Raw genomic sequence first — 20,584 nt, 5'->3', positions numbered from 1 at the left:
GGATGACGCGCTTTCATTTTTTTTCCTCCCGCAAGGCCATCGGATTTGCCGCATGGATCCTTGCTGCCAGCCTGAGCCCCGCCGGGGCCCAGCAGCCCGCGCCTGCGCCTGCGATCCAGGCCGAAACGGCCGAGGAGAAGGCGCGCCGGGAGCAGGATCTCAAGGTACTGGAGGAGGCCATCACGGCCAATGCCGAGGCGCGCCGGCGCCTCGAGGCTGAAATCGAGACCATCAAGGCGGATCGGGCAAAGCTCAATGCCGCTCTGATCGGGACGGCCGAGCGGGTGCGCGGCATCGAAGACCGAATTCGAGGCCTGGAGCAGAGGCTTCAGACCCTGATCTCCAGCGAGGCCGCGATTCGCCGCTCCCTGCAGAGCCGGCGGGGGGTGATCATCGAGGTTTTCGCCGCCCTGCAGCGCATGGGCCGCAGGCCGCCGCCGGCTGTGCTGGTGCGGCCCGAGGACATGCTCGAGGCGGTGCGCGCCTCGATCATGCTGGGGGCTGTTCTGCCTGAGCTGCGCGTCGAGGCCGAGATCCTGGCGACGGACCTGACCGAGCTCGTTCGCCTGAAGGACGCGATCACCGCGGACCGCGCGACCTTGAACGGAGAGCTCACGGGGCTGACCCGCGAGCAGGAGCGCCTCGCTGCCCTCATGGGGGCCCGGCAGGACCGCATCGCCGAGGTCGAGCGCAATGCCGGCGCCGAGCAGCGGAAAGCCGAGGAGCTGGCCCGCCAGGCAGGAACGCTCAAGGAACTCGTCGACCGCATGGAAGCGGAGATTGCAGGGGCGCAAAGAGCTGCCGATGAGGCCCGCAAGGCAGCCGAAGCCCAGCAAAAGGAGACCCGCGAGAAATTCGCCCAGCTGGCCTTCCGGGACCCGGCGCGGCTGGCGCCGAAAATCCCCTTCGCCGAGGCGCGGGGCCTGCTGCCGCGCCCGGTCAGCGGGGAGACGACCCTGGAGTTCGGCGCCTCGGACGGGTATGGCGGAACGACGCGTGGCATTTCGATCACGACGCGGCAGAATGCAACCGTGGTATCCCCGGCGGACGGGTGGGTCTCCTTTGCGGGCCCCTTCCGCTCCTATGGTCGACTCTTGATCATCAATGCCGGTGGGGGATACTATGTTCTTCTGGCCGGTATGGACCAAATCAATGTCGATGTCGGGCAGTTCGTGCTCGCCGGCGAGCCCGTTGCAACCATGGGAGAGGCTCCTCTCATGAGTTTGATCGGCGCCGCCATAGAAAAGAACAATCCCGTCCTCTATGTTGAGTTCAGGAAAGACGGCGGTTCAATCGATCCAAGTCCCTGGTGGGCAAAATCGCAAAGCGAAAAGGTTCGCGGATAATGCGCAAACTATCCCTCTTGATTCTCGGTGCGGCCATCGGCGCAGGCAGCGCGACCATGGTGTCGCAGACCAGCCTCCTGTCGGGCATGAGCGCGGTTGCCGCCTCGGCCGACACGTACCGCCAGCTGAGCCTTTTCGGAGACGTCTTCGAGAAGGTCCGCACGGATTACGTCGAAAAGCCTGAGGAGGCCAAGCTGGTCGAGGCTGCCATCAACGGCATGCTGACCTCCCTCGATCCGCATTCGAGCTTCATGGACGCCAAGAGCTTCCGCGACATGCAGGTGCAGACCCGCGGCGAGTTCGGCGGCCTCGGCATCGAGGTCACCATGGAGGAAGGCCTCGTCAAGGTGGTAACCCCGATCGACGAGACTCCGGCCTCCCGGGCCGGCGTGATGGCCAACGACATCATCACCCACATCAACGACGAGCAGGTCCAGGGCCTCAACCTGAACCAGGCGGTCGACAAGATGCGCGGCCCGGTCAATTCCTCGGTCACCCTCAAGATTCAGCGTAAGGAAGCCAAGGATCCGGTGGTGGTGAAGCTGACCCGCGAGACCATCAAGGTGCGCCCCGTAAGGGCCCGCGTCGAGGGCGACATCGGCGTGCTGCGCGTGACCCAGTTCAACGAGCAGACCTACGAGGCTCTGCGCGCGGGCATCGACAAGCTCACCACCGATATCGGCGCCGATAAGGTGGCAGGCTTCGTCATCGACCTGCGCAACAACCCGGGCGGACTGCTCGACCAGGCGATCATGGTGTCGGACGCCTTCCTCGACCGAGGCGAGATCGTTTCGACCCGCAGCCGGAACGCCGAGGACACCCAGCGCTTCAGCGCCAAGGCTGGCGATCTCACCAAGGGCAAGCCCCTGGTGGTGCTCGTCAACGGCGGCTCGGCCTCGGCTTCCGAGATCGTGGCCGGCGCCCTTCAGGACCACAAGCGGGCGACGGTTCTCGGAACCCGTTCCTTCGGCAAGGGCTCCGTGCAGACCATCATCCCGCTTGGCGGCAACGGTGCCGTGCGCCTGACCACGGCGCGCTACTACACACCGGCCGGCCGTTCGATCCAGGCCAAGGGCATCGATCCTGACGTCGAGGTGCTGCAGGACATCCCCGAGGAGTTGAAGGGCAAGGACGAGACCAAGGGCGAGGCCGGTCTGCGCGGCCACCTGCAGAATGGCGGCGACAAGGAAGAGCGCGGCGGTTCCTCAGCCTACATTCCGCCGGATGCGAGCAAGGACAAGCAGCTGATCGCGGCCTATGACCTGCTGCACGGCGTCCGTAAGGGCGCGGCCAACACGACCACGACGCCGAACTAAGGACAGACTCGTCCTTTCGTTCAAGAGACAGTGATGCAAAAGGGCCTGACGGGATGGAATCCCGTCAGGCCCTTTCTTTATCGGGGCCTCCGCAGCCCTGCGGAAAAGCTTGTGCGAGGGCCGGCGAAGCGGCACTCTCTCTTCCTGCTTCGGAACCATGACCAAGCGCCGGCACTATCAAGAACCGGCTGCATTCGGGTTTCGTGATCAAGGGAGTGAGTGTTGATGAGGAGCGCAAGAGGATCACAGGCCAGAAAGGATCTGCCCTACCGCTCCTGCGTCGGCGTGATGCTGATCAACAAGCAAGGCCTGGTCTTCATCGGCCGGCGCCGCTCCGACGCCGATGCGGCGTCCGATGGCTATTCCTGGCAGATGCCCCAGGGCGGAATCGATCCTGGAGAGGAGCCCTATCAGGCCGCCCTGCGCGAACTCTATGAGGAAACCAGCGTCCATTCCGTGAGTCTCATGGCCGAGGCGCCCGAGTGGTATGCCTACGATCTGCCCACCATGGTGGCAGGGCGTGCCTGGCGCGGGCGCTACCGCGGGCAGAACCAGAAGTGGTTCGCCTTCCGGTTCGAGGGGGATGACAGCGAGATCAACATCCACCAGCCGGGCGGAGGCGGCCACAGGCCCGAGTTCGACGAATGGCGCTGGGAAGAGATGCACCGCCTGCCGGACCTGATCATCCCGTTCAAGCGGCCGGTCTATGAAAAGGTGGTCGCCGCCTTTGCGCCGCTTGCACCACAACGCCTGACTAGTTCCGCCCATCCCTGACCGTTGCGGTCCCCGGTTCGACCGAGCCCCGCATGCCTGCGCGAAACGGGTTCCGCACGGCGCCCGCGGTCCATCTGGATGCGGTGCAAAACACCACGCTGTTCATTGAAAAAAAGCCGCTTTTTCAAGGGTTTTCGTTCATGTTCATGAACCGCAGATGTACAGCCCCGACACTTCCGGATGGGAACGGAACCCTAGCTGAAAACCTCCGTTGATACCCATTGCGGAGGGCCATTTCGGCCCTCCATCACAGGGAGGTTTCATCCAATGCGTGTTACTTTACTGGCCAGTGTAGCGGCAGCGACCCTTTCCCTGAGCGTGGCTGCGATGGCCCAGACGGGTGGCAGCTCGGGCGGCAGCAGCTCCGGCGGGGCTTCGGGTGGCTCCTCGGGCGGCTCGACGGTCATGACACCCGGCGGCTCGTCCGGCGGCACCTCTGGCTCGACCACAGGCGGCGCATCCGGTTCGACGAGCGGAACGTCGTCGGGCGGCTCTGCTTCCAGCAGCACCGGCGGCTCCTCCGGCACCTCCACGACGGGCGGCAGCTCGACCGACAGCGCCCAGTCCGGCAAGTCCGGGACCTCTGGCACCTCCGGCACGGCTCAGGGTACGACGCAGCAAGGTCAAGGCACCACATCCGGCACCGCCTCCAGCGGCACGAGCGGCAACTCGAGCACGACGGGCAATGCATCCAACACGACGGGCGGCGCTGCCAATACCACCACCACCGGCAGCACGAACTCGTCGAGCTCGACGAATATCAGCGTAACCTCGGAGCAGCGGACGCAGATCTCGCGGTCGTTCAGCAGCGTGAACGTGCAGCCGCTCACCAATGTGGAGTTCAGCGTCAGCGTCGGCTCGACCATTCCGGCCTCGGTGACGACCCTGTACGACTGCCCGGACAATGTTGAGCGCATCCTGACCGGCCTGCCGGAGTGCAAATACATCGTCGTGCGCGATCAGGTCGTTATCCTTGAGCCCCGCACCCGTCGCATCGTGACGGTGATCGAACGTCGCGGCTGATCGATAGAGCGGCAACGACGCTTCTCGGGTCCAGCGCCCACGGCTCACGCGAGCCGTGGGCATTCTCATTCCGAGATCGAGAATTATGCCTGCAAGTGCCGATCGTGAGAGACGAAAGGGAGCAGGGGCTTACGCAGCATATGGAAAGGCAACGGCCTGCAAATCGTACCGCTCCTGCCTGCGGTGCTGCGCAAGCAAGGCCAGGGCGGTCCGAGCATGCTCGCGGAACTCATTCTTGATGATCTCCGGCTCTTGCTCCCACACCTGAGCATCATCTTCGGCAGAATACAGGGCGCGCGCGACTGCTTCGATTTCAAATTCCATGACTTGCCCCTCTCGGCTTGGATTGATCGCATTCTCGATGCGGCGTGATCGCCTCGGGACTCCCTGTCCATGGGCAGCCTCAAGTTCCCCGTTCGCACCCGACGTCCCCAGCCCGGGCATTTGTTCCAAACGCAGCCGTCTACGCAACGTGGAAGATGGAGTAGCCCGAAAGCGATAATCCATTGAGATGGTCAAGGAGCAGCCATGCGGGGCCAGCAATGGGCGAAGCGCTCAGAGTGTTCGGCTTGTTGGTTGCTCTTCGGCTTTCCGCCGTGCCATCTCAAAAGGGATGGTGCCCCTGGCCGGGATCGAACCAGCACTCCTTGCGGAACTCGATTTTGAGTTTAGCTCGGATGATTTCCGGGCGTGTCCTCACGTGTCCGGACTATGCGCTAAGGGCTTGAAAGCCCTCAACATAACTTGCATCATCTTTCCTGAACGATCCTCATGTTTGCTTCTTCGTGCCGACATGGTGACGACATGAGGAGAAAGGACTGTGGGGCATCATGCCAAAGATCACAAAGCGTTTAGTTGATCGATTGGGTTCTGAGGATGTCGGGCGTGTTATCCGGGATGACGAACTGACCGGGTTCGCTGTGCGGCTCAACGCCGACGGATCGAGAACCTACCTTGTTGAGTACCGAGCTGGGCGGGGGAGAGGCTTTCCTACACGGAGGCTGTCGATTGGTCGGCACGGTCCTCTGACACCTGATGAGGCACGAAACGAGGCCAAGAGGATCCTCGCTCGTGTTGCTCATGGTGAGGATCCAGCAGGGGCCAGAATGGCACGGAAGAGGGAGCTTACGGTCAGGGACGTCCTCGTGATGGCTCTAGAGCAGCATTGGAAGCCCAAGCGCAAGGCAAGTACGGCTAAAGCCTTCGAGGAGATGATAAATCGAACCCTAATTCCGGAATTCGGGGCTATCCGTCTCTCAGATCTTACTCGCGCCCACATTCGAAGCTGGCATGCAAAGCAGACTACACGGCCAAGACAGGCTAACCTTGACCTTGCGATACTTCGTAAGGCGCTTACTCTTGCCGTCGCAGATGAACTGATCGCTGACAATCCGGCGCGTGGCATCTCCCCTCATCCTGAGAAAGCTCGGGATCGGGTTCCAACTGATGGCGAATTAAGAGCAGTTTGGAAAGCCATTGATGAGACACCTATCCGAGCATCGGCACGGCTGCTGTTTAAGCTCCTGGCGCTCACTGGCACAAGAAAGGGCGAGTGGCAGAATGCGGAATGGGCCGACGTGGACTTTGCTAGTGCCGTTCTCCGACTGCGAGATGCAAAAGCAGGAGGAAGAATGGTCCCGCTCTCAGGTCCAGTGCTGGCTCTTCTTCGGTCTGTGAAGAGCCCCGGGAAGTGGGTCGTTCCCAACGATAAGGGTGATGGCCCACTTACCAAATCGAACATACGTGATGCCTGGGCAGCAGTTCTGGCTGCTGCGAAAGTTAGGGATCTACGTATTCACGACATGCGCCACGCTTTCGCAAGCCGAGGTGCGTCGTTAGGCGCCAACGCACTCATTCTTCGTGATGCGCTCGGACATAAAACCCTCGCGATGACTGGGCGGTATGTAACGCGTCAGGTTGATCCTGTGCGTGAACTCTCCGAGCGTATTGCGGGTGTAATCTTGTCCACAGCCGACGCTCTGTCGCCTGAGACTCAGCAAGTAACTGTCGAGCTTCGTAGGAAAGCTGATAAATAGCACGTTAAGAGGTGCAGGAACCGTCAGGCTGCCGGTCATCCGATGCGGCTGAGGCACCTGCTCTTTGCTACCTATCAGCAGTGCGGCGGTGATTCGTATGGAGTATCCATTCATGACTGCTGGGGAAGCGGTCGCCTGGATAGCATCAAGGGATAGTGACTTCGCAGATCGGATGAAAAATGGCGATCTGGAAAGCATCTCAATTTATCTGATTGAGAGAAATCCTGGCGTTGGACCCGTTTTCGATGCAGAAGCAGCGGCTAAGCTCCTTCAACTGCAATGTGTTACAGGGCGTGTCAGCGTGACAGGCTTCTCAGGAGATCATCGAGGCGCTGATTCCACCCGCCGTCAGATAATCACTGCTCTCGATTGGGTTGACCTCGAAATCGATGGTCACATGGATCTCATTGTAGCCAAGCCAAAGAGGTTTTCAGCTGCCACCAACTGGTGGCACGGACTCGCTTTCGACAGAGCAGAACTGTTTCAAGCCTTTCCCTCGATTACAGGAAGCCAATCCGGGGACGTACCTTCGGAAGTCCGATCTGCGGGGCAGGCTGATGCTGGGCGAGGCTATTCATCAGGGGCTCCTGGCCGTCCCAGCTCTATGCATGTGGTTGAGGCAGAGTTCAGGCAGAGGGTAGCCGCTGGCCACGTTGAGAACAGCCTAGCAGAACAGGCACGTAGCTTACTTACTTGGTTTGAGGAGGTTCGTCGGTTGAAGCCTGATCTTCCCCCGCTAACCGTCAAGACAATCTCTAACAGGCTTAGAGATGCGTACCGAGTTGCCAAGGCGACATGAGGTACATGCCCCGAAATTATCGTTTCGGGACATTTTCGGGCCGGTATTCAGGCTAGAGGCGATCCTCGTAAACGATAGTCGTTCCCGGCGAGACCGGGTGTTTCCCAAAGAGGGAGCGACTATGACCTTCAAGGAATACGTCAGCGTTCGAACGCTTTCTGAGTTAACCGGCATCAGTGTAAGCACTTGGAACAAGCGCCGACTGACAGGGAATACACCGCCCTACATGAAGGTGGGTCGGTCAGTTCGCTATCACATCCCAACCGTCAAAGCATGGATGAATGCACATCAGCGGCGCTCTACTTCGGAGGCTGACGTAGCTGAAGAGGCCACCCAAAGAGACGGTGCTTTTTGCGGCCGTGAACGAAGCGCCTTTAGGCATTCGCATAACGGCTAAAGAGACTGCAGGCCTTGCAGTCACAGCGCCAGTCGGATGGGGGCATGCCGTCACCCACAGGGTGCATTGAGTGCTCCGGATCTAGATCTGGCAACGCATCAAAGTCATCGGTGATCTCCGATGCACACACTTACTCTTCTCAAGGACAAGCTCATGAAACGGACTCGGCGACATGATGCAACAGGTCGTACTAGAGGCGAACTACGCCATGTGCGCCTCTACTACTGGGTATTGGAGAGCCCTGCTTGGCGAAACCTCGGGACAGTCGAGAGAGCGCTCTATCTTGAACTCTGCCAGCTTTATAATGGGGCTAACAATGGCCGCATCGGGCTATCGGTCCGCGATGCAGGGACGGCAATGGGAGTGAGCAAGAACACCGCCGCACGAGCATTCCAACGCCTCGTAGAACACGGATTCATTGAGGCAGTTCGTCGAGGTCACTTTGATCGCAAGAAAAGGCATGCATCAGAGTGGCGTCTAACCGCATGGGCATGTGACGTGACAAGGAATCCACCGTCCAAAAACTTCATGCGATGGGGGCGGGATGGAAAAACCGGTGTCCCTTGTGGGACTGACGCTCCCTCCGAGAGGACAATGCCTATCGAAACGGCGGCTTCTGGGCAGATAAAGAAGCCTCTCGGTCCACCAGCTGGGACTAACAGCATGAATGGAGGCGAGTTTCACGTCCCATCACAGGTACACATGTAGTTTACCATGTAGGGAGTGGTTAGGCGGACTTAGGAAAGCATGAGATGATAGCCGCACAGTGCGCCTGCTCAGATACGTAAGATCATTGAGATAGGCTGCACTGGCCGCTTCAGCGCTGTGCCGTTTCTGCTTGATTAAAACGAATGCCGAATAGACCTCCAGTCTCGTCATCAGAAAGTCTTGGAGAGAGGATGGCATCAGGATCAATCCCAGCAAGCACAGGCGAAAAGGGATCGCTAATTAGCTCGAGCGTCTCCGAGTTCAGAGTAACGATGTACTGACAATCGTTGTCGAAAGCGATTTCCGAACCCAATAAGATGGCAGACCTAATCTGCCTTGGGTCTACGCCGTCGAAAAGATGGCTATCATGTATTAGAAATCCGGGGCCGCCATCGAAGCGCTCAGCGGCGGTCTCTAACAGCATTAGATCGAAGCAGAATATCTCCATCCGGTCGATGCCGCCGCGATTTCCGTCACCCTGTATAGAGATCCTAAATTCTGGTCCTTTGGCCGTTGCATCGACGATGAAATTGCCATTTCGGTCGTCGTAAAGTTCGGAGATCGAACGGTCAACTTTTAGAATGGCGCTACGGAGTTCTGCCTCGTGCTGCTGATGGTCCGCTTGAAGCCGCTGCAGGAGGGTTGCGCGTTCCTTCTGAGAGAGCGTCTTCCGGCCCTCCAGAATTTCGGCATTCCTAAGTTTCTCGCGCAAGAGGGTCGCTTGACTCTCCAAACCCGCAAGTTCCTCAGCCATGCGTATGTGGTCTTCCAGCGCACCCTTACCTTCCAGCATACGCATAATGGCGGATTGGTGTTGGTCGAGGCTGGCCAGCTCGGCATCGAGATCAGCAATCCGAGCCGTTGTCTCGGTAATCTGCTCTTGAAGATGTATCCGGCGATTTTCGACCACCGAGCTCTGGAATGCCGCTACATCTTCAAAGCGTCGTAAGGCTACTCCGGGCAGCTCCACGCCTGCAGTTCGGTAAAGACGTTCGATTTCTGCGTATTCTGGCGGACGCTCCTCTGTGACAATCCGTTCGAGATGAGCAAGCGTCTGTCGCTCTCTTACAAGCTCGTGGCTAATCTCCTGCATTCGCCGCTTGGTTCTCGCGGCAGCCACTGAGAACTCACGGTATTCATCCAGCACCTCGAAGGATTCAAGTTGGCGGCGAAGACGCTCCGTCCGGCTTTCGATACGTGCGAGTTCCGGTCGGATCTCGGCCACGCTGCCAAAGATTTGGCCAAAGGCTCCCTCCTTAATAGCCTTACGGAGTTCTCTGAGCGTCGCATCATCCAGACGCAGTTCTTCCATCGCTCGTGGTATCGTCCAGTCGAGGCCTAGCAGATAAGACAGGTTGATTTGATAGTCGTAAGGCTGTTGCTTCTCTCCCTGTTTTTCAGGGGTCGCAAAGCCACCAAACTTGTTGCGCCGCGCGAAGTAACTCACCAATGAGCGAAAACTCGGTGAGAAGGACTCGCCGAAAGGGGTGCCTTTCGGATCGTGAGGTAATTCAAACCAGAAGTGGCCCAGAATTTCTCGCCATCGCTTTAGCGGGAGATAATCTGTACGAGTCTTAGTGTCGTGGGTGAGTTCAACGCCAATCCGTTCCGCGTCTTCGGAAGATAGAATAATGCGATTAGCGTCATTCCCTTTACGGGCTACTTCAATCTCATGCTGACCGAGCCGCAACCTGCCTCTGAAATAAAAGTTAGCGAGTGCTGATGTCTGGAAGAGGGAGCCTTTGTTAGCTTCGGCGCCAAGCAGGAAATGAATGACCTCAATGACGCTGGTTTTCCCTGCGCTGTTGCGAGTTTGGCCCTCTGTGGACTCTTGCGTACGGTCAGCCAGTAGGATGTTCAATCCTTCATGGAACGTCAGAGCCTTGAAAGTCGGCAGATCACTACTGATCGAGACGATCATGACTGGCTCCTGGATCGTGCTACGAGACCTTCATCAGTGAGTTCGATAGCATCGATAGCGTTTAGGAAGCAAAGCGCAAGCACGAACCAATCGAATGACAACGAGGAGTTGCCACGTCGAATAGCTCGGCGGCCTCGTACTTGATCCCAGATTGCCGAGACTGTTTGCGGCTCGTCGAGTTCATTAAGGATGTCGGCACCTACTCCGATCAGAGCCCGGTCTTGGCGAAGGTGTTTGCTCGGAAGTATCAAGCGTCCTCCTCCACTGGAGCATCCTCAAAGATTGTGCACCGCTCAAACAGGTATGCGAGGAGGCTCCAAGCGGCAACATCGCGCTCTGGTGAGACACTGCCAGTACCAACAAGCGAGTTATAGAGTCCGGTCATAACGGCATTCTGATCAAGATCTTGGTAGCGCAGATCTTGGTAACGCCGCTTGAACTCGTTGGCGACGGTCGTGGCAAATAGCGGATTGGGATGCCCCTCAAGCAGCGACTGTACGATTGTCTCATTCTGGCGTCCCATCACGATCTTTCGTTGGTATGCGCCGGAGAGATTGTTGAATGAGAGCTTGTCAAGGGGAACGGCTTTGAATTTAAGGTCCAAGGGGAGATCATCGGATGTCGCCTTCATGATCGCATCCATGATCGCGACAATCTCGGGCGACTGAAGGTTTAGAAAATCTGCCTCAGTGGTGGCTTTACCAATTAGGGCCTCAACCTGAGAAGGTTCGAGATCAAAGATGACCTGCTCGAATCTAGGCTTGCCGAAAAATGACAGCTTATGGTGAGGGTTGATCTTTTTAAGCTCTTGCAGCTTGGCGAGGGGTTTCGCGCCAACACCATCAACGAAGTTGTGGACCATGTACCACGCTGTCATTTCTGACCAGTGGCCACATGCGCCGTGATAATCGGTCTCCATCTTGGCTGTCAGTGTAGCGTTTACAGAGTCCTTCTTAGCCCCTCCATTATCAGCGCCGTAGCACTGGAAAATTTCCACCGACGACTGGAGGAAACCGTCACATTTCATGTCGCCGAGAGACCCGGAGGCTTTTACACGAATGAAGTCGTCGGGATGACGAGCCTCCATCATGTCTGAGAAGAAGTTCTGAAAGGCGTCCCCGGAGAGACGCCGAAGTTTCAACTCCAGTGCATCAGACCATCGTGCTTTTTGCTCAACTGAGATCGACATCAACGTTTCTTGGGTGGCAGGGCTAGTTTGAGGATGAAGGGCAATGTTCCTAAACTGCAAGGATTATGACAAGGGCATACTTGTTAACTGATCCTAACAAGCCTGATGTGTCATCAAACCGTTCCCTAACAGGAACGTCGCCGTTTGGCCGTCGCAAAAAGGCCAAGCTAAACCGGCTCCAGCCCGACCTGTAGGCGTATTATCTCTTCGGGCTGAACAGGACGTCGTCCATGCGTTCGAGAGCCATGCGAAGGTTGTTGTCGAGATGAACGACAGTGTCCATTCCGTTGTCGACGCCCATTCGTCTGTAAGTGAACAATATTTCGTATTGGTAACTGCTAGACCCCTTAACTTCCCAAGCTACAAACTTTTCAAATTGATCCTCAATTCTTACGCTTAGAGGCTTGGTCTCAAATTCAGCAACAATTGACCTAAGCACATTGCGCAAGAACTCTGGATGTTCTTCTCGTTTCTGCGACGCTAGCAGGTCCCGGCTTGCATCTTTGTTGCAAAGTATGTTGCACTGGCTGTGAACTACGTATGGCCACTCATGGCCATGATCCACGAAGGTGCAACGGATGAGCATCAGCTCATCTTCCCGCTTCATCCAATCGATTGCCCAGTCAGTGTGGAACTTGGGTTGCTCAGTTCGCCCCTGCAGAGGATTAGAAATTTTTCGCAGAGAGCGATCAACGAGATCGAATGCCTCGTCTGAATTGCGCCGGAAGTCAGCATACAGCTTATCGCGGAGGAACAGAGGGATCTGGCAATCATCGATCACGCAAGGCATCACGACGGTTTGCTTCTCCTCAAGCTCACGGATCAGGCCTGCGGAGAGTTCGCGCTTGCACCAGTCGGACTCCACCGAGTTCTTGGAGAGAATGACCAGCATCGCGTCTGCGTCGGTGAGGGCGCCTTGAATCTTCTGCGTAAGCGAATCCCCGAGCGACAGCTCCCATCGATCCATCCAGACGTGGTGCTTTGCTGCCACCAAGTTCTTGGCGAGATTGTCGACGAAGTCTTTGTCTTTCTGGCTGTAGCTGATGAAGATTGGCATGGAGTCCAGTCAAGTCTCAGGTCATGGGCGTGAAGAGATACAACATTGAGACGCCTGAAGCCACGGATGGGTAGGCAGCAACCCCGCAAAGCAATGTGGCGTCGTCTGACCACTTGGTTGATAACGAGCAGCTTGCCTTTCCCTTGGGCGGCCATGTTGCTGGTAAGCTTCGCCGGTATGGCTTTCTCACCTTTTCAGCGCCATCTCCACAAAGGTCTCAACCGTTTTCATGCTATCGAAGCAAACAGAGCGATTTAATGCTCTCAGAAATTAATTTTCCTTTTATAGTACGCAACTCGCCATGCCGCAGACTTTTAGGCCTTAGGCTTAGGTCTTTACGTGAATAATGAATATCGAAATGCAGCTTAACGCAATTTAATGGGTACTCTTGCTGTCGCCGGTCATCGAAAATTGGCCTTTTGTGAGTTTATTTCTCTGGAGCACTTCCCAACATGGCCGGGGGTGCCTCATAAAAAAACGTTACAATGTATTGTTCGCGGATTTAAGCTTGGACCTAGCATCCTTCTTCGAGTGCGAGATCCAAGAAGCGGGACAGTGGACGGCGCATCAGGCAGAAGCGATGGACGGAAGAGACACTATCCCTCTTCCTTTTGGCTGTAGTCAGCTCTCAGGGCTTCTGAAACCGAGCAGGAGTTCGTCCACTGAGATGAAAAACCTCAGCTTCGGTTAACGTGAAAGCTTGGCCAACAAATTTGCCCCCATCCGGGAAGATCATGTTTGGACCAATCCAAGTGCCGTCATAGTGACCAAGAACGCGGATAATCTCGACGATCGTATCGCCTGGATTAGGATCAGGTGCCGTGGTCCAGCCCTGGATGATGCCTTCGATACGCTCAAGCTTGCTGTATGTCTCAGCAGAGCATCTCGATTGCAGAAAGTTTCTCAGCTTCCGCCGGTCATCATCCGATCCAACACCCCCTGGAGCTATGATGCTCACAAACGGAAGCAGAAATTTTACAGCAGGGTCTTTGCTCGTCATCGAGCGAAGTTCTCTTCTGACCCGAGGAAAGGTTTTGGCGTCTGCATCGCAATAGAATTTTTCTGGTGGGAAACCAGCATCAATGAACCGCTGGAAGAAGCGATGGTGCTGAAGTTCATTATCGAGTATTGATAGCAAAACTCTTAGCTCACGCCCTCGAGTTGTGACAGTTACAGAATTAAGGTGTTGTACATATCCAGAATTCTTCAGGTCTGCATGAAGTAGTTCATGATAAAGGGCCGCCTCCGGATGCTTGGTCGGCGCCACCTCTATTGTTGTTTTTCCTTCAGTTGTTGCGCTAGCCCAAGTTTCTCCATCAATTTCATTGATGGTTATTGGCGTAACTGCTTCAACTTTGCGGTACAACGCTCCAACGGCTTGATTTTTGTTTCGTGCTTCGTCGATGATCTGCATCAGGCGTTCATACTGGTGACCTGGCTCCCGGACAAGGGCTCACATGACTGGCGATCCACGCTATCGGTAAAGGCTGTTGAAGAAGGGCGCTGATACGGAGTGAGGATGAGATCGAAGTCTATCCCTCGAACACCGCTGGAATCAAAAGCGCGAAGAAGCGTGTCCACTTCCGTTCGTGTGCCGACAGGGTGCCGACATAGCTTTGCAAGAACCAATTGTAATGGAGTTCTGGCTTAGAAAAAGCTTAGTAAAATCAAAGTGGTGCCCCTGGCCGGGATCGAACCAGCACTCCTTGCGGAACTCGATTTTGAGTCGAGCGCGTCTACCAATTCCGCCACAGGGGCAAGGACCTGCGACGTACCATGAGGCATGAAGGCTGGTCAATGAGCCAGATGCAAGGGGACGCCGCACAGCCAGCCTCTCGCCTTTCGGGACGCCTTGTGCTCAAAGGGGCGCGGGGCGCGGTGAGCCCCTCAGCCGGTCGGAACCTCATGCTCAGACGCCTCTACGATTGGACCCTCTCCCTCGCGGCGCGGCCCTCGGCCCCTTATGCGCTGGCGGCCGTGTCCTTCTCGGAAAGCTCCTTCTTCCCGGTCCCGCCGGACGTGATGCTCGTGCCCATGATGCTGGCGCGGCCGGACAAGGCCTGGTCCTATGCCCTGATCTGCACCATCACCTCGGTCCTGGGCGGCATCCTGGGCTATTTCATCGGATTGGGGCTCTACGATTCCATTGGGGCGTGGCTTTTCAAGCTCTATGGCCTTGCGGAAGGAGCGGAGACGTTCCGACACGCTTACGCGGATTACGGCCATTGGGTGATCCTGCTGAAGGGCCTGACTCCAATCCCCTACAAGCTCGTGACGATCACCTCAGGCTTCGCGGGCTATCATCTGGGCTGGTTCATTGCGCTGTCGATCCTGACCCGCGGCGCCCGGTTCTTCCTCGTGGCCCTGCTCATGAGCCAGTTCGGACCGCGCATCAAGACGATCATCGACAACAACTTCAACCTGGTGGCAGGGCTGGGGATCGCCGCCCTCGTCGGCGGGTTCGTGGCCTTCCGCTATCTGTTCTAGGGGAGGGGAGCGATGCGCCTCGCTGTTTCGATGCGCCAAGCCGCCCTGGTCGTCGCCCTGGGGGCTGCGGCCACCGTCGGCGGCGCGCTCGTGTTCGAGCATGCCTTCGGCTATGTGCCCTGCAAGCTCTGCCTGACCCAGCGCAATCCCTACTACATCGCCATTCCTCTCGGCCTCGCGGCAGCCCTCCTGCCGCCGCGCTGGACGAGGGCGGGCCTGTGGCTCCTCGCCCTGATCTTCCTCGTGAGCGCGGGGCTCGGCGCCTATCATTCAGGGGTCGAGTGGGGCGTCTTCGCGGGTCCGAGCGATTGCGGCGGCGGGGCAGGCCAGGGCGCGGGCAATGTGGGCGATTTCCTGAACCAACTCCAGAACACCCGCGTGGTCAGCTGCACGGAAGCCGCATGGCGCTTCCTCGGCCTGTCGCTGGCGGGATGGAACGTGGTGATCTCGCTGGGTCTTGCGGCGTTCGCGGCCAAGGCGGCTGCCGGGAAGGGGTTCTTCCTCGACCGCTGACGACCTGAGAGGTGAAGGGCCTTACGGCTCCAGCTCGCTGTCCCAGTAGAGATAGTCCATCCAGCTGTCGTGGAGATAGTTCGGCGGGAAGAGGCGGCCGTTGGAATGGAGGTCGTGGATCGTGGGAGCGAAGGGGCTCTGCCTCGGCCACATCTCCACCTCGCGGGGCAGCTTGTCCCCTTTCCTGAGGTTGCAGGGCGCGCAGGCGGCGACGACGTTTTCCCAGGTGGTCTGCCCGCCCTTGGACCGGGGAATCACGTGATCGAAGGTGAGGTCCTCGCGAACGCCGCAATATTGGCAGCTGAAGCGGTCGCGCAGGAAGACGTTGAAGCGGGTGAAGGCCGGGTGCCGGGACGGTTTGACGTAGGTTTTTAAGGAGATGACCGAGGGGAGGCGAAACTCAAAGGTCGGACTTCGCACGACCTTGTCGTATTCCGAGACGATGTTGACCCGGTCGAGAAAGACCGCCTTGATCGCATCCTGCCAGCACCAGATGGACAGGGGATAGTAGCTCAAAGGCCGGTAATCGGCATTGAGAACGAGAGCCGGGCAGGCCTCCGGTCGCACAACAGGCTGGACGTGTATCGTCACCTCACCTCCTCTTCAGATAAGAGAAGACTAATATCCAGTCTGAATAGACTATAGGCAGTGTGACGCTGTTGTGAAGATCAAAGGCTAAGACGTCTGTGACGCACCCACAGGATGTGATGCGTTCTCAGGCCTGCGCGGGGCATGTTCAGCGGGTCGGAACCGGCTTCTCGCCGCGGTAGTCGTAGAAGCCGCGCTTGGTCTTGCGGCCGAGCCAGCCCGCCTCGACATACTTCACCAGAAGCGGGCAGGGGCGGTATTTGGAATCGGCCAGGCCCTCGTGCAGCACCTGCATGATCGACAGGCAGGTGTCGAGGCCGATGAAGTCGGCGAGCTGGAGCGGCCCCATGGGATGGTTGGCGCCCAGCCGCATGGCGGTATCGATGGCTTCCACCGACCCTACGCCCTCGTAGAGGGTGTAGATCGCCTCGTTGATCATCGGCAGAAGGATGCGGTTGACGATGAAGGCCGGGAAGTCCTCGGCGGCCGTCGAGGTCTTGCCGAGCTTGTGGATGAATTCCTTGGAGGACTCGTAGGTCGCGTCGTCGGTGGCGATGCCGCGGATCAGCTCGACGAGCTGCATCACCGGCACGGGATTCATGAAATGAATGCCGATGAACTTCTCGGGCCGATCCGTGGCGGCCGCGAGTCTCGTGATGGAGATCGACGAAGTGTTCGTGGCGACCATCGCGTCCGGCCGGAGCGACGGGCAGAGATTGGTGAAGATCTTGCGCTTCACCTCCTCGTTCTCGGTCGCCGCCTCGATGACGATGTCGCAGGTGCCCAGATCGTCGTAGGTGCGGGCAGGCTTGATGCGCTCGAGGGCGGCCTGCCGGTCGGCCTCTGTGATGGCTCCCTTGGAGACCTGCCGGGCCATGTTGCCGTTGATCGTGGCAAGGCCGGCATTGATCCGTTCCTCGGAGAGATCATTGAGCCGGACGTTGAACCCCGCGTTCGAACAGACATGGGCGATGCCGCTTCCCATCTGTCCCGCGCCGATCACGCCCACCGTTTTGATCTCAATGCCCATCGATCTGCTGCCTGCATCCAACCGTCAAAGCGGCCGGGCGGAGGTTCCGCCCGGTCCGTCACTATTCCTGACCTTATTGACCGGCTTTGGTCAACTCCTCCTTCAGTTCGGGGAGGATGGTGAAGAGGTCGCCCACAAGGCCGTAATCGGCCACCTGGAAGATGGGAGCCTCCTCGTCCTTGTTGATCGCCACGATCACCTTCGAGTCCTTCATGCCCGCCAGGTGCTGAATGGCGCCTGAAATGCCCACCGCGATGTACAGATCGGGCGCCACCACCTTGCCGGTCTGACCCACCTGCCAGTCGTTGGGCGCATAGCCCGCATCCACCGCGGCCCGCGATGCGCCCATGGCGGCTCCCAGGGTGTCGGCGATCGGCTCGATGTACTGCTTGAAGGCGTCGGCCGAGCCGAGCGAGCGGCCGCCCGAGATGATGATCCGGGCCGAGGTCAGCTCGGGCCGGTCGTTCTGGGCGATCTCCTCGCCCTTGAAGGTCGACAGGCCCGAATCCTCGGCGGCGTTCACCGTTTCGATCGAGGCCGAACCTCCTTCGCCGGCCGCCGGGAAGGCGGCTGTGCGCACGGTGATCACCTTCTTGGCGTCGGTGGCCTGCACGGTCTGGATGGCGTTGCCGGCATAGATCGGCCGTTCGAAGGTGTCGGGCGACACCACCTTGATGATGTCCGAGACCTGCATCACGTCGAGCAGCGCCGCCACGCGCGGCATGACGTTCTTGCCCTTGCTGGTGGCGGGCGCCACCAGGGCATCGTAGGAACCGGCCAAGGATACGATGAGCGCCGCGGTCGGCTCGGCGAGCTGGTGCTCATAGGCGGGCGCATCCGCCAGCAGCACCTTCTCCACGCCCTGTAACTTGGCGGCGGCTTCGGCCGCCGCGCGGGCGTTCGATCCGGCCACCAGCACGTGCACGGGGGCGCCGAGCGCTTGTGCGGCGGAGAGCGCCTTGTGGGTGGCGTCCTTGAGATGAGCGTTGTCGTGCTCGGCAAACAGCAGGGTGGTCATTGTCTTTGTTCTCCTTAGAGCACGCCGGCTTCGACTTTGAGCTTCTGGACCAGTTCGGCCACGGAGCCGACCTTCACGCCCGCCTTGCGGCCGCCGGGCTCGGCGGTCTTCACCACCTTCAGGCGCGGCGCCACGTCGACGCCCAGCGTCTCCGGCGAAGTCTCGTCCAGGGGCTTCTTCTTGGCCTTCATGATGTTGGGCAGGGACGCATAGCGCGGCTCGTTGAGGCGCAGGTCCGTGGTGACGATGGCCGGCAGCTTGAGGCCTACCGTCTGCAGGCCGCCGTCGACCTCGCGGGTCACGTCGATGGAGCCCTCAGACACATTGACCTTGAACGCGAAGGTGCCCTGGGGCCAGCCCAGCAGGGCTGCCAGCATCTGGCCGGTCTGGTTGGAGTCGTCGTCGATGGCCTGCTTGCCCATGATGATCAGGTCGGGCTTTTCCTGCTCGACCACCTTGGCCAGGATCTTGGCCACGGCGAGCGGCTCCACGGTGGCGTCAGTCTTGACCAGGATGCCGCGATCGGCCCCCATGGCGAGCGCGGTGCGGATGGTCTCACCGGCTTGGCTCGGGCCGATGGAGACGGCGACGATCTCGGTGGCCTTGCCCTGCTCCTTGAGGCGAACGGCCTCCTCGACGGCGATCTCGTCGAAGGGGTTCATGGACATCTTGATGTTGGCGAGTTCCACGCCGGAGCCGTCCGGCTTCACCCGGATCTTCACGTTGTAGTCCACAACCCGCTTCACACACACAAGAAGCTTCATTCGTCCGTCCTCACCAATGGTCAGATCCCCGGGATATGGCTGAAACCAGCCCTCCGGACATATAGGAAAAAGGCGGATGGACCGTAATGGTCGGCATCCGATTGTCAACGCGGCGCTTGCAGTTCCTGCGCCTGTACGCGGGCGAGCACGGGGTCGTAGCGGCGGCGCATGAGGGGGATGAGAATAGCGCCGACAAGGAATCCGCCAAGATGGGCAAACCAGCCGACGCTGTCGTCTCCGCCGAGGAAGGCCGAGGCGAACTGGAGTGCGAACCAGAACCCGATGGTCCAATAGGCCGGCAGGTGCAGCGGAATGCCCTTCAGGAAGAGGCCCCAGATCTTCACCCGCGGATAGAGGATGAGATAGGCCGCCACCACGCCCGAGACGCCGCCGGAGGCCCCGATCAGGGGCCGGTGCGGCTCCGGGGTGATATAGGCATGGGCCAGGCTCGCCGCTGCGCCGCAGAGCAGGAAGAATGCGATGAAACGGAGGTGCCCCATGGCATCCTCCACATTGTCGCCGAACACCCACAGGAACAGCATGTTGCCGATCAGGTGGAACAGGGATCCGTGCAGGAAGATGTTCGTGACCAGCGTCAGCTGCACCGGCACGAAGGGATAGCCCTCGGGCAGCACCTCGGTGCCGAACAGGACCGAGGGGATGAAGCCCAGGCCGCCCACCATCGCATCGGGCCCGGGCGGGGCATAGAAGGTGACCAGGTAGGCGACGATGCAGAGGCCTATCAGAAACCGCGTCGCGAGCGGCGTCTTCATGTGCTTGAGCGGGACGCCGTCGTGAAGCGGTAAAAACATGGCGCTGGTTCCTAGAGCATCGTGCGGACCCGGAGGGCCACGTCAGTGAAAAGCGGACCCGGTTTTCGCTGGCGCGGCCCGCAGGGTCCGCCCGAACGATGCTCTCACCCAAGAATAAAGCATCGGATGGATCCCAAAAGTGCAAATCCACTCATGGGTCCGATGCTTTACCGGTTCTGCCCCGGCACCCAGAGAACGTCGAGCGCACCCTTATCATTGACGTAGCGGGATGCGACGAAGAGGAAGTCGGACAGGCGGTTCAGGTATTTCACCGCTTCCGGGGAGACCGTCTCGTCCGGCTTTTCCGTGAGCTCGACCACATGGCGCTCAGCGCGGCGGCAGATCGTGCGGGCGAGGTGAAGTGCGGCGGCGGCGGGCGTGCCGCCCGGGAGAACGAAGGAGCGCAGCACCGACAATTCGCCGTTCAGGCGGTCGATCTCCTGCTCGAGACGGTCCACCTGGGCTTGGCTAATGCGCAAGGGTTCGTAGGGCAGGGGCTTGTCCGTCTCCACCGTTGCGAGATCGGCGCCGAGATCGAACAGGTCGTTCTGGATGCGGCCCAGCATGGGATCGATCTCGTGACCCACCGTGTGAAGGCGAACGAGCCCGATGCAGGCATTGGTCTCGTCCACCGTGCCATAGGCTTCGATGCGCAGATCATGCTTGGGGCGGCGCCCGCCGGCGGCCAGCGCGGTGGTGCCGGTGTCGCCGGTGCGGGTGTAGATACGGTTCAGAACGACCATGAAAGGCCTACAGGTTGGATGTGCTCTTCTTCAATGAAGCATCGGATCGATCCCAAAAGTGCA

General features: G+C 59.0%; 21 protein-coding genes and 1 tRNA gene. 9 read left to right on the top strand and 13 right to left on the bottom strand.

Annotated features, from left to right (window positions below; all coding sequences use genetic code 11):
• The first annotated feature begins 2 nt into the window (after positions 1–2).
• The 4 genes from AC0QTX_RS22685 (at position 3) to AC0QTX_RS22670 (ending at position 4,459) form a co-directional block, all read left to right on the top strand.
• Complete coding sequence (locus AC0QTX_RS22685; protein WP_474606086.1) at positions 3–1,346, top strand: murein hydrolase activator EnvC family protein; 1,344 nt, start codon at positions 3–5, stop codon at positions 1,344–1,346.
• Positions 1,346–2,662, top strand: coding sequence for a S41 family peptidase (locus AC0QTX_RS22680; RefSeq protein WP_474606085.1), 1,317 nt, complete (start codon positions 1,346–1,348; stop codon positions 2,660–2,662). The genes AC0QTX_RS22685 and AC0QTX_RS22680 overlap by 1 nt, the downstream gene beginning before the upstream one ends.
• Positions 2,663–2,887: 225 nt before the next feature.
• Positions 2,888–3,436: an RNA pyrophosphohydrolase gene (locus tag AC0QTX_RS22675; RefSeq protein WP_474606084.1), complete on the top strand. Its 549-nt coding sequence runs from the start codon at positions 2,888–2,890 to the stop codon at positions 3,434–3,436.
• A 267-nt stretch (positions 3,437–3,703) separates the two neighbouring features.
• Positions 3,704–4,459 carry a DUF1236 domain-containing protein gene (locus AC0QTX_RS22670; RefSeq protein ID WP_474606083.1) on the top strand — a complete coding sequence of 252 codons (756 nt, stop codon included), beginning with the start codon at positions 3,704–3,706 and terminating at the stop codon, positions 4,457–4,459.
• Positions 4,460–4,588: 129 nt separating this feature from the next.
• Here the strand turns inward: AC0QTX_RS22670 and AC0QTX_RS22665 are convergent, their stop codons facing one another.
• Positions 4,589–4,783: a hypothetical protein gene (locus AC0QTX_RS22665; RefSeq protein WP_474606082.1), complete on the bottom strand. Its 195-nt coding sequence runs from the start codon at positions 4,781–4,783 to the stop codon at positions 4,589–4,591.
• Between the two features lie 506 nt (positions 4,784–5,289).
• Here AC0QTX_RS22665 and AC0QTX_RS22660 point away from each other — a divergent pair.
• The 3 genes from AC0QTX_RS22660 (at position 5,290) to AC0QTX_RS22650 (ending at position 8,399) form a co-directional block, all read left to right on the top strand.
• The gene (locus tag AC0QTX_RS22660) at positions 5,290–6,495 is read left to right on the top strand and encodes a tyrosine-type recombinase/integrase (protein WP_474606081.1); all 1,206 of its coding nucleotides are present in this window, start codon (positions 5,290–5,292) and stop codon (positions 6,493–6,495) included.
• A gap of 97 nt (positions 6,496–6,592) precedes the next feature.
• Entirely contained in the window at positions 6,593–7,294 is a 702-nt protein-coding gene (locus AC0QTX_RS22655) for a hypothetical protein (protein ID WP_474606080.1), read from the top strand.
• Between the two features lie 517 nt (positions 7,295–7,811).
• Entirely contained in the window at positions 7,812–8,399 is a 588-nt protein-coding gene (locus tag AC0QTX_RS22650; RefSeq protein WP_474606079.1) for a helix-turn-helix domain-containing protein, read from the top strand.
• A 109-nt stretch (positions 8,400–8,508) separates the two neighbouring features.
• Here AC0QTX_RS22650 and AC0QTX_RS22645 read toward each other — a convergent pair whose 3' ends face one another.
• From AC0QTX_RS22645 to AC0QTX_RS22620, 6 genes are all read right to left on the bottom strand, one after another.
• The gene (locus AC0QTX_RS22645) at positions 8,509–10,320 is read right to left on the bottom strand and encodes an ABC-three component system protein (protein WP_474606078.1); all 1,812 of its coding nucleotides are present in this window, start codon (positions 10,318–10,320) and stop codon (positions 8,509–8,511) included.
• Positions 10,317–10,571 (bottom strand): ABC-three component system middle component 6, encoded by a 255-nt coding sequence (locus AC0QTX_RS22640; RefSeq protein WP_474606077.1) that lies wholly within the window; start codon positions 10,569–10,571, stop codon positions 10,317–10,319. The genes AC0QTX_RS22645 and AC0QTX_RS22640 overlap by 4 nt, the downstream gene beginning before the upstream one ends.
• Entirely contained in the window at positions 10,568–11,509 is a 942-nt protein-coding gene (locus AC0QTX_RS22635; protein ID WP_474606076.1) for an ABC-three component system protein, read from the bottom strand. The genes AC0QTX_RS22640 and AC0QTX_RS22635 overlap by 4 nt, the downstream gene beginning before the upstream one ends.
• Before the next feature lie 199 nt (positions 11,510–11,708).
• Complete coding sequence (locus tag AC0QTX_RS22630; protein WP_474606075.1) at positions 11,709–12,566, bottom strand: toll/interleukin-1 receptor domain-containing protein; 858 nt, start codon at positions 12,564–12,566, stop codon at positions 11,709–11,711.
• 628 nt (positions 12,567–13,194) lie between these two features.
• A complete protein-coding gene (locus AC0QTX_RS22625; RefSeq protein ID WP_474606074.1) occupies positions 13,195–13,980 on the bottom strand; it encodes a hypothetical protein in 786 nt (261 codons plus the stop codon).
• Positions 13,981–14,239: 259 nt separating this feature from the next.
• Positions 14,240–14,324 (bottom strand) — tRNA-Leu (locus tag AC0QTX_RS22620).
• Between the two features lie 147 nt (positions 14,325–14,471).
• On the opposite strand from AC0QTX_RS22620, the gene AC0QTX_RS22615 reads away from it, so the two are divergent.
• Together AC0QTX_RS22615 and AC0QTX_RS22610 are read left to right on the top strand one after the other, a co-directional pair.
• Entirely contained in the window at positions 14,472–15,053 is a 582-nt protein-coding gene (locus tag AC0QTX_RS22615) for a YqaA family protein (protein ID WP_474606073.1), read from the top strand.
• A 12-nt stretch (positions 15,054–15,065) separates the two neighbouring features.
• Positions 15,066–15,566 carry a disulfide bond formation protein B gene (locus AC0QTX_RS22610; RefSeq protein ID WP_474606072.1) on the top strand — a complete coding sequence of 167 codons (501 nt, stop codon included), beginning with the start codon at positions 15,066–15,068 and terminating at the stop codon, positions 15,564–15,566.
• A gap of 21 nt (positions 15,567–15,587) precedes the next feature.
• Here the strand turns inward: AC0QTX_RS22610 and AC0QTX_RS22605 are convergent, their stop codons facing one another.
• The 6 genes from AC0QTX_RS22605 to AC0QTX_RS22580 form a co-directional block, all read right to left on the bottom strand.
• Positions 15,588–16,157: an HNH endonuclease gene (locus AC0QTX_RS22605; protein ID WP_474606071.1), complete on the bottom strand. Its 570-nt coding sequence runs from the start codon at positions 16,155–16,157 to the stop codon at positions 15,588–15,590.
• A 145-nt stretch (positions 16,158–16,302) separates the two neighbouring features.
• The gene (locus AC0QTX_RS22600) at positions 16,303–17,184 is read right to left on the bottom strand and encodes a 3-hydroxybutyryl-CoA dehydrogenase (protein WP_474606070.1); all 882 of its coding nucleotides are present in this window, start codon (positions 17,182–17,184) and stop codon (positions 16,303–16,305) included.
• A 73-nt stretch (positions 17,185–17,257) separates the two neighbouring features.
• Positions 17,258–18,202: an electron transfer flavoprotein subunit alpha/FixB family protein gene (locus AC0QTX_RS22595; RefSeq protein WP_474606069.1), complete on the bottom strand. Its 945-nt coding sequence runs from the start codon at positions 18,200–18,202 to the stop codon at positions 17,258–17,260.
• 14 nt (positions 18,203–18,216) lie between these two features.
• Positions 18,217–18,966 carry an electron transfer flavoprotein subunit beta/FixA family protein gene (locus tag AC0QTX_RS22590; protein ID WP_474606068.1) on the bottom strand — a complete coding sequence of 250 codons (750 nt, stop codon included), beginning with the start codon at positions 18,964–18,966 and terminating at the stop codon, positions 18,217–18,219.
• 104 nt (positions 18,967–19,070) lie between these two features.
• On the bottom strand, positions 19,071–19,778 hold the full coding sequence (locus AC0QTX_RS22585) for a rhomboid family intramembrane serine protease (RefSeq protein ID WP_474606067.1): 708 nt from the start codon (positions 19,776–19,778) through the stop codon (positions 19,071–19,073).
• Positions 19,779–19,945: 167 nt separating this feature from the next.
• Positions 19,946–20,521, bottom strand: a complete 576-nt coding sequence (locus AC0QTX_RS22580; RefSeq protein WP_474606066.1) for a cob(I)yrinic acid a,c-diamide adenosyltransferase — start codon at positions 20,519–20,521, stop codon at positions 19,946–19,948.
• Positions 20,522–20,584: the final 63 nt, after the last annotated feature.

The sequence above is a fragment of the Microvirga sp. jy35 genome, assembly GCF_056148915.1.
The sequence above is the reverse complement of the archived record's forward strand: the minus strand, read 5'-3'. Positions and strand labels throughout refer to the sequence as shown.

Coding starts and splice junctions, on each gene's coding strand:
- AC0QTX_RS22685 (WP_474606086.1), top strand. CDS start 3: ATGACGCGCTTTCATTTTTTTTCCTCCCGCAAGGCCATCGGATTTGCC.
- AC0QTX_RS22680 (WP_474606085.1), top strand. CDS start 1,346: ATGCGCAAACTATCCCTCTTGATTCTCGGTGCGGCCATCGGCGCAGGC.
- AC0QTX_RS22675 (WP_474606084.1), top strand. CDS start 2,888: ATGAGGAGCGCAAGAGGATCACAGGCCAGAAAGGATCTGCCCTACCGC.
- AC0QTX_RS22670 (WP_474606083.1), top strand. CDS start 3,704: ATGCGTGTTACTTTACTGGCCAGTGTAGCGGCAGCGACCCTTTCCCTG.
- AC0QTX_RS22665 (WP_474606082.1), bottom strand. CDS start 4,783: ATGGAATTTGAAATCGAAGCAGTCGCGCGCGCCCTGTATTCTGCCGAA.
- AC0QTX_RS22660 (WP_474606081.1), top strand. CDS start 5,290: ATGCCAAAGATCACAAAGCGTTTAGTTGATCGATTGGGTTCTGAGGAT.
- AC0QTX_RS22655 (WP_474606080.1), top strand. CDS start 6,593: ATGGAGTATCCATTCATGACTGCTGGGGAAGCGGTCGCCTGGATAGCA.
- AC0QTX_RS22650 (WP_474606079.1), top strand. CDS start 7,812: ATGCACACACTTACTCTTCTCAAGGACAAGCTCATGAAACGGACTCGG.
- AC0QTX_RS22645 (WP_474606078.1), bottom strand. CDS start 10,320: ATGATCGTCTCGATCAGTAGTGATCTGCCGACTTTCAAGGCTCTGACG.
- AC0QTX_RS22635 (WP_474606076.1), bottom strand. CDS start 11,509: ATGTCGATCTCAGTTGAGCAAAAAGCACGATGGTCTGATGCACTGGAG.
- AC0QTX_RS22630 (WP_474606075.1), bottom strand. CDS start 12,566: ATGCCAATCTTCATCAGCTACAGCCAGAAAGACAAAGACTTCGTCGAC.
- AC0QTX_RS22625 (WP_474606074.1), bottom strand. CDS start 13,980: ATGCAGATCATCGACGAAGCACGAAACAAAAATCAAGCCGTTGGAGCG.
- AC0QTX_RS22615 (WP_474606073.1), top strand. CDS start 14,472: ATGCTCAGACGCCTCTACGATTGGACCCTCTCCCTCGCGGCGCGGCCC.
- AC0QTX_RS22610 (WP_474606072.1), top strand. CDS start 15,066: ATGCGCCTCGCTGTTTCGATGCGCCAAGCCGCCCTGGTCGTCGCCCTG.
- AC0QTX_RS22600 (WP_474606070.1), bottom strand. CDS start 17,184: ATGGGCATTGAGATCAAAACGGTGGGCGTGATCGGCGCGGGACAGATG.
- AC0QTX_RS22595 (WP_474606069.1), bottom strand. CDS start 18,202: ATGACCACCCTGCTGTTTGCCGAGCACGACAACGCTCATCTCAAGGAC.
- AC0QTX_RS22590 (WP_474606068.1), bottom strand. CDS start 18,966: ATGAAGCTTCTTGTGTGTGTGAAGCGGGTTGTGGACTACAACGTGAAG.
- AC0QTX_RS22585 (WP_474606067.1), bottom strand. CDS start 19,778: ATGTTTTTACCGCTTCACGACGGCGTCCCGCTCAAGCACATGAAGACG.
- AC0QTX_RS22580 (WP_474606066.1), bottom strand. CDS start 20,521: ATGGTCGTTCTGAACCGTATCTACACCCGCACCGGCGACACCGGCACC.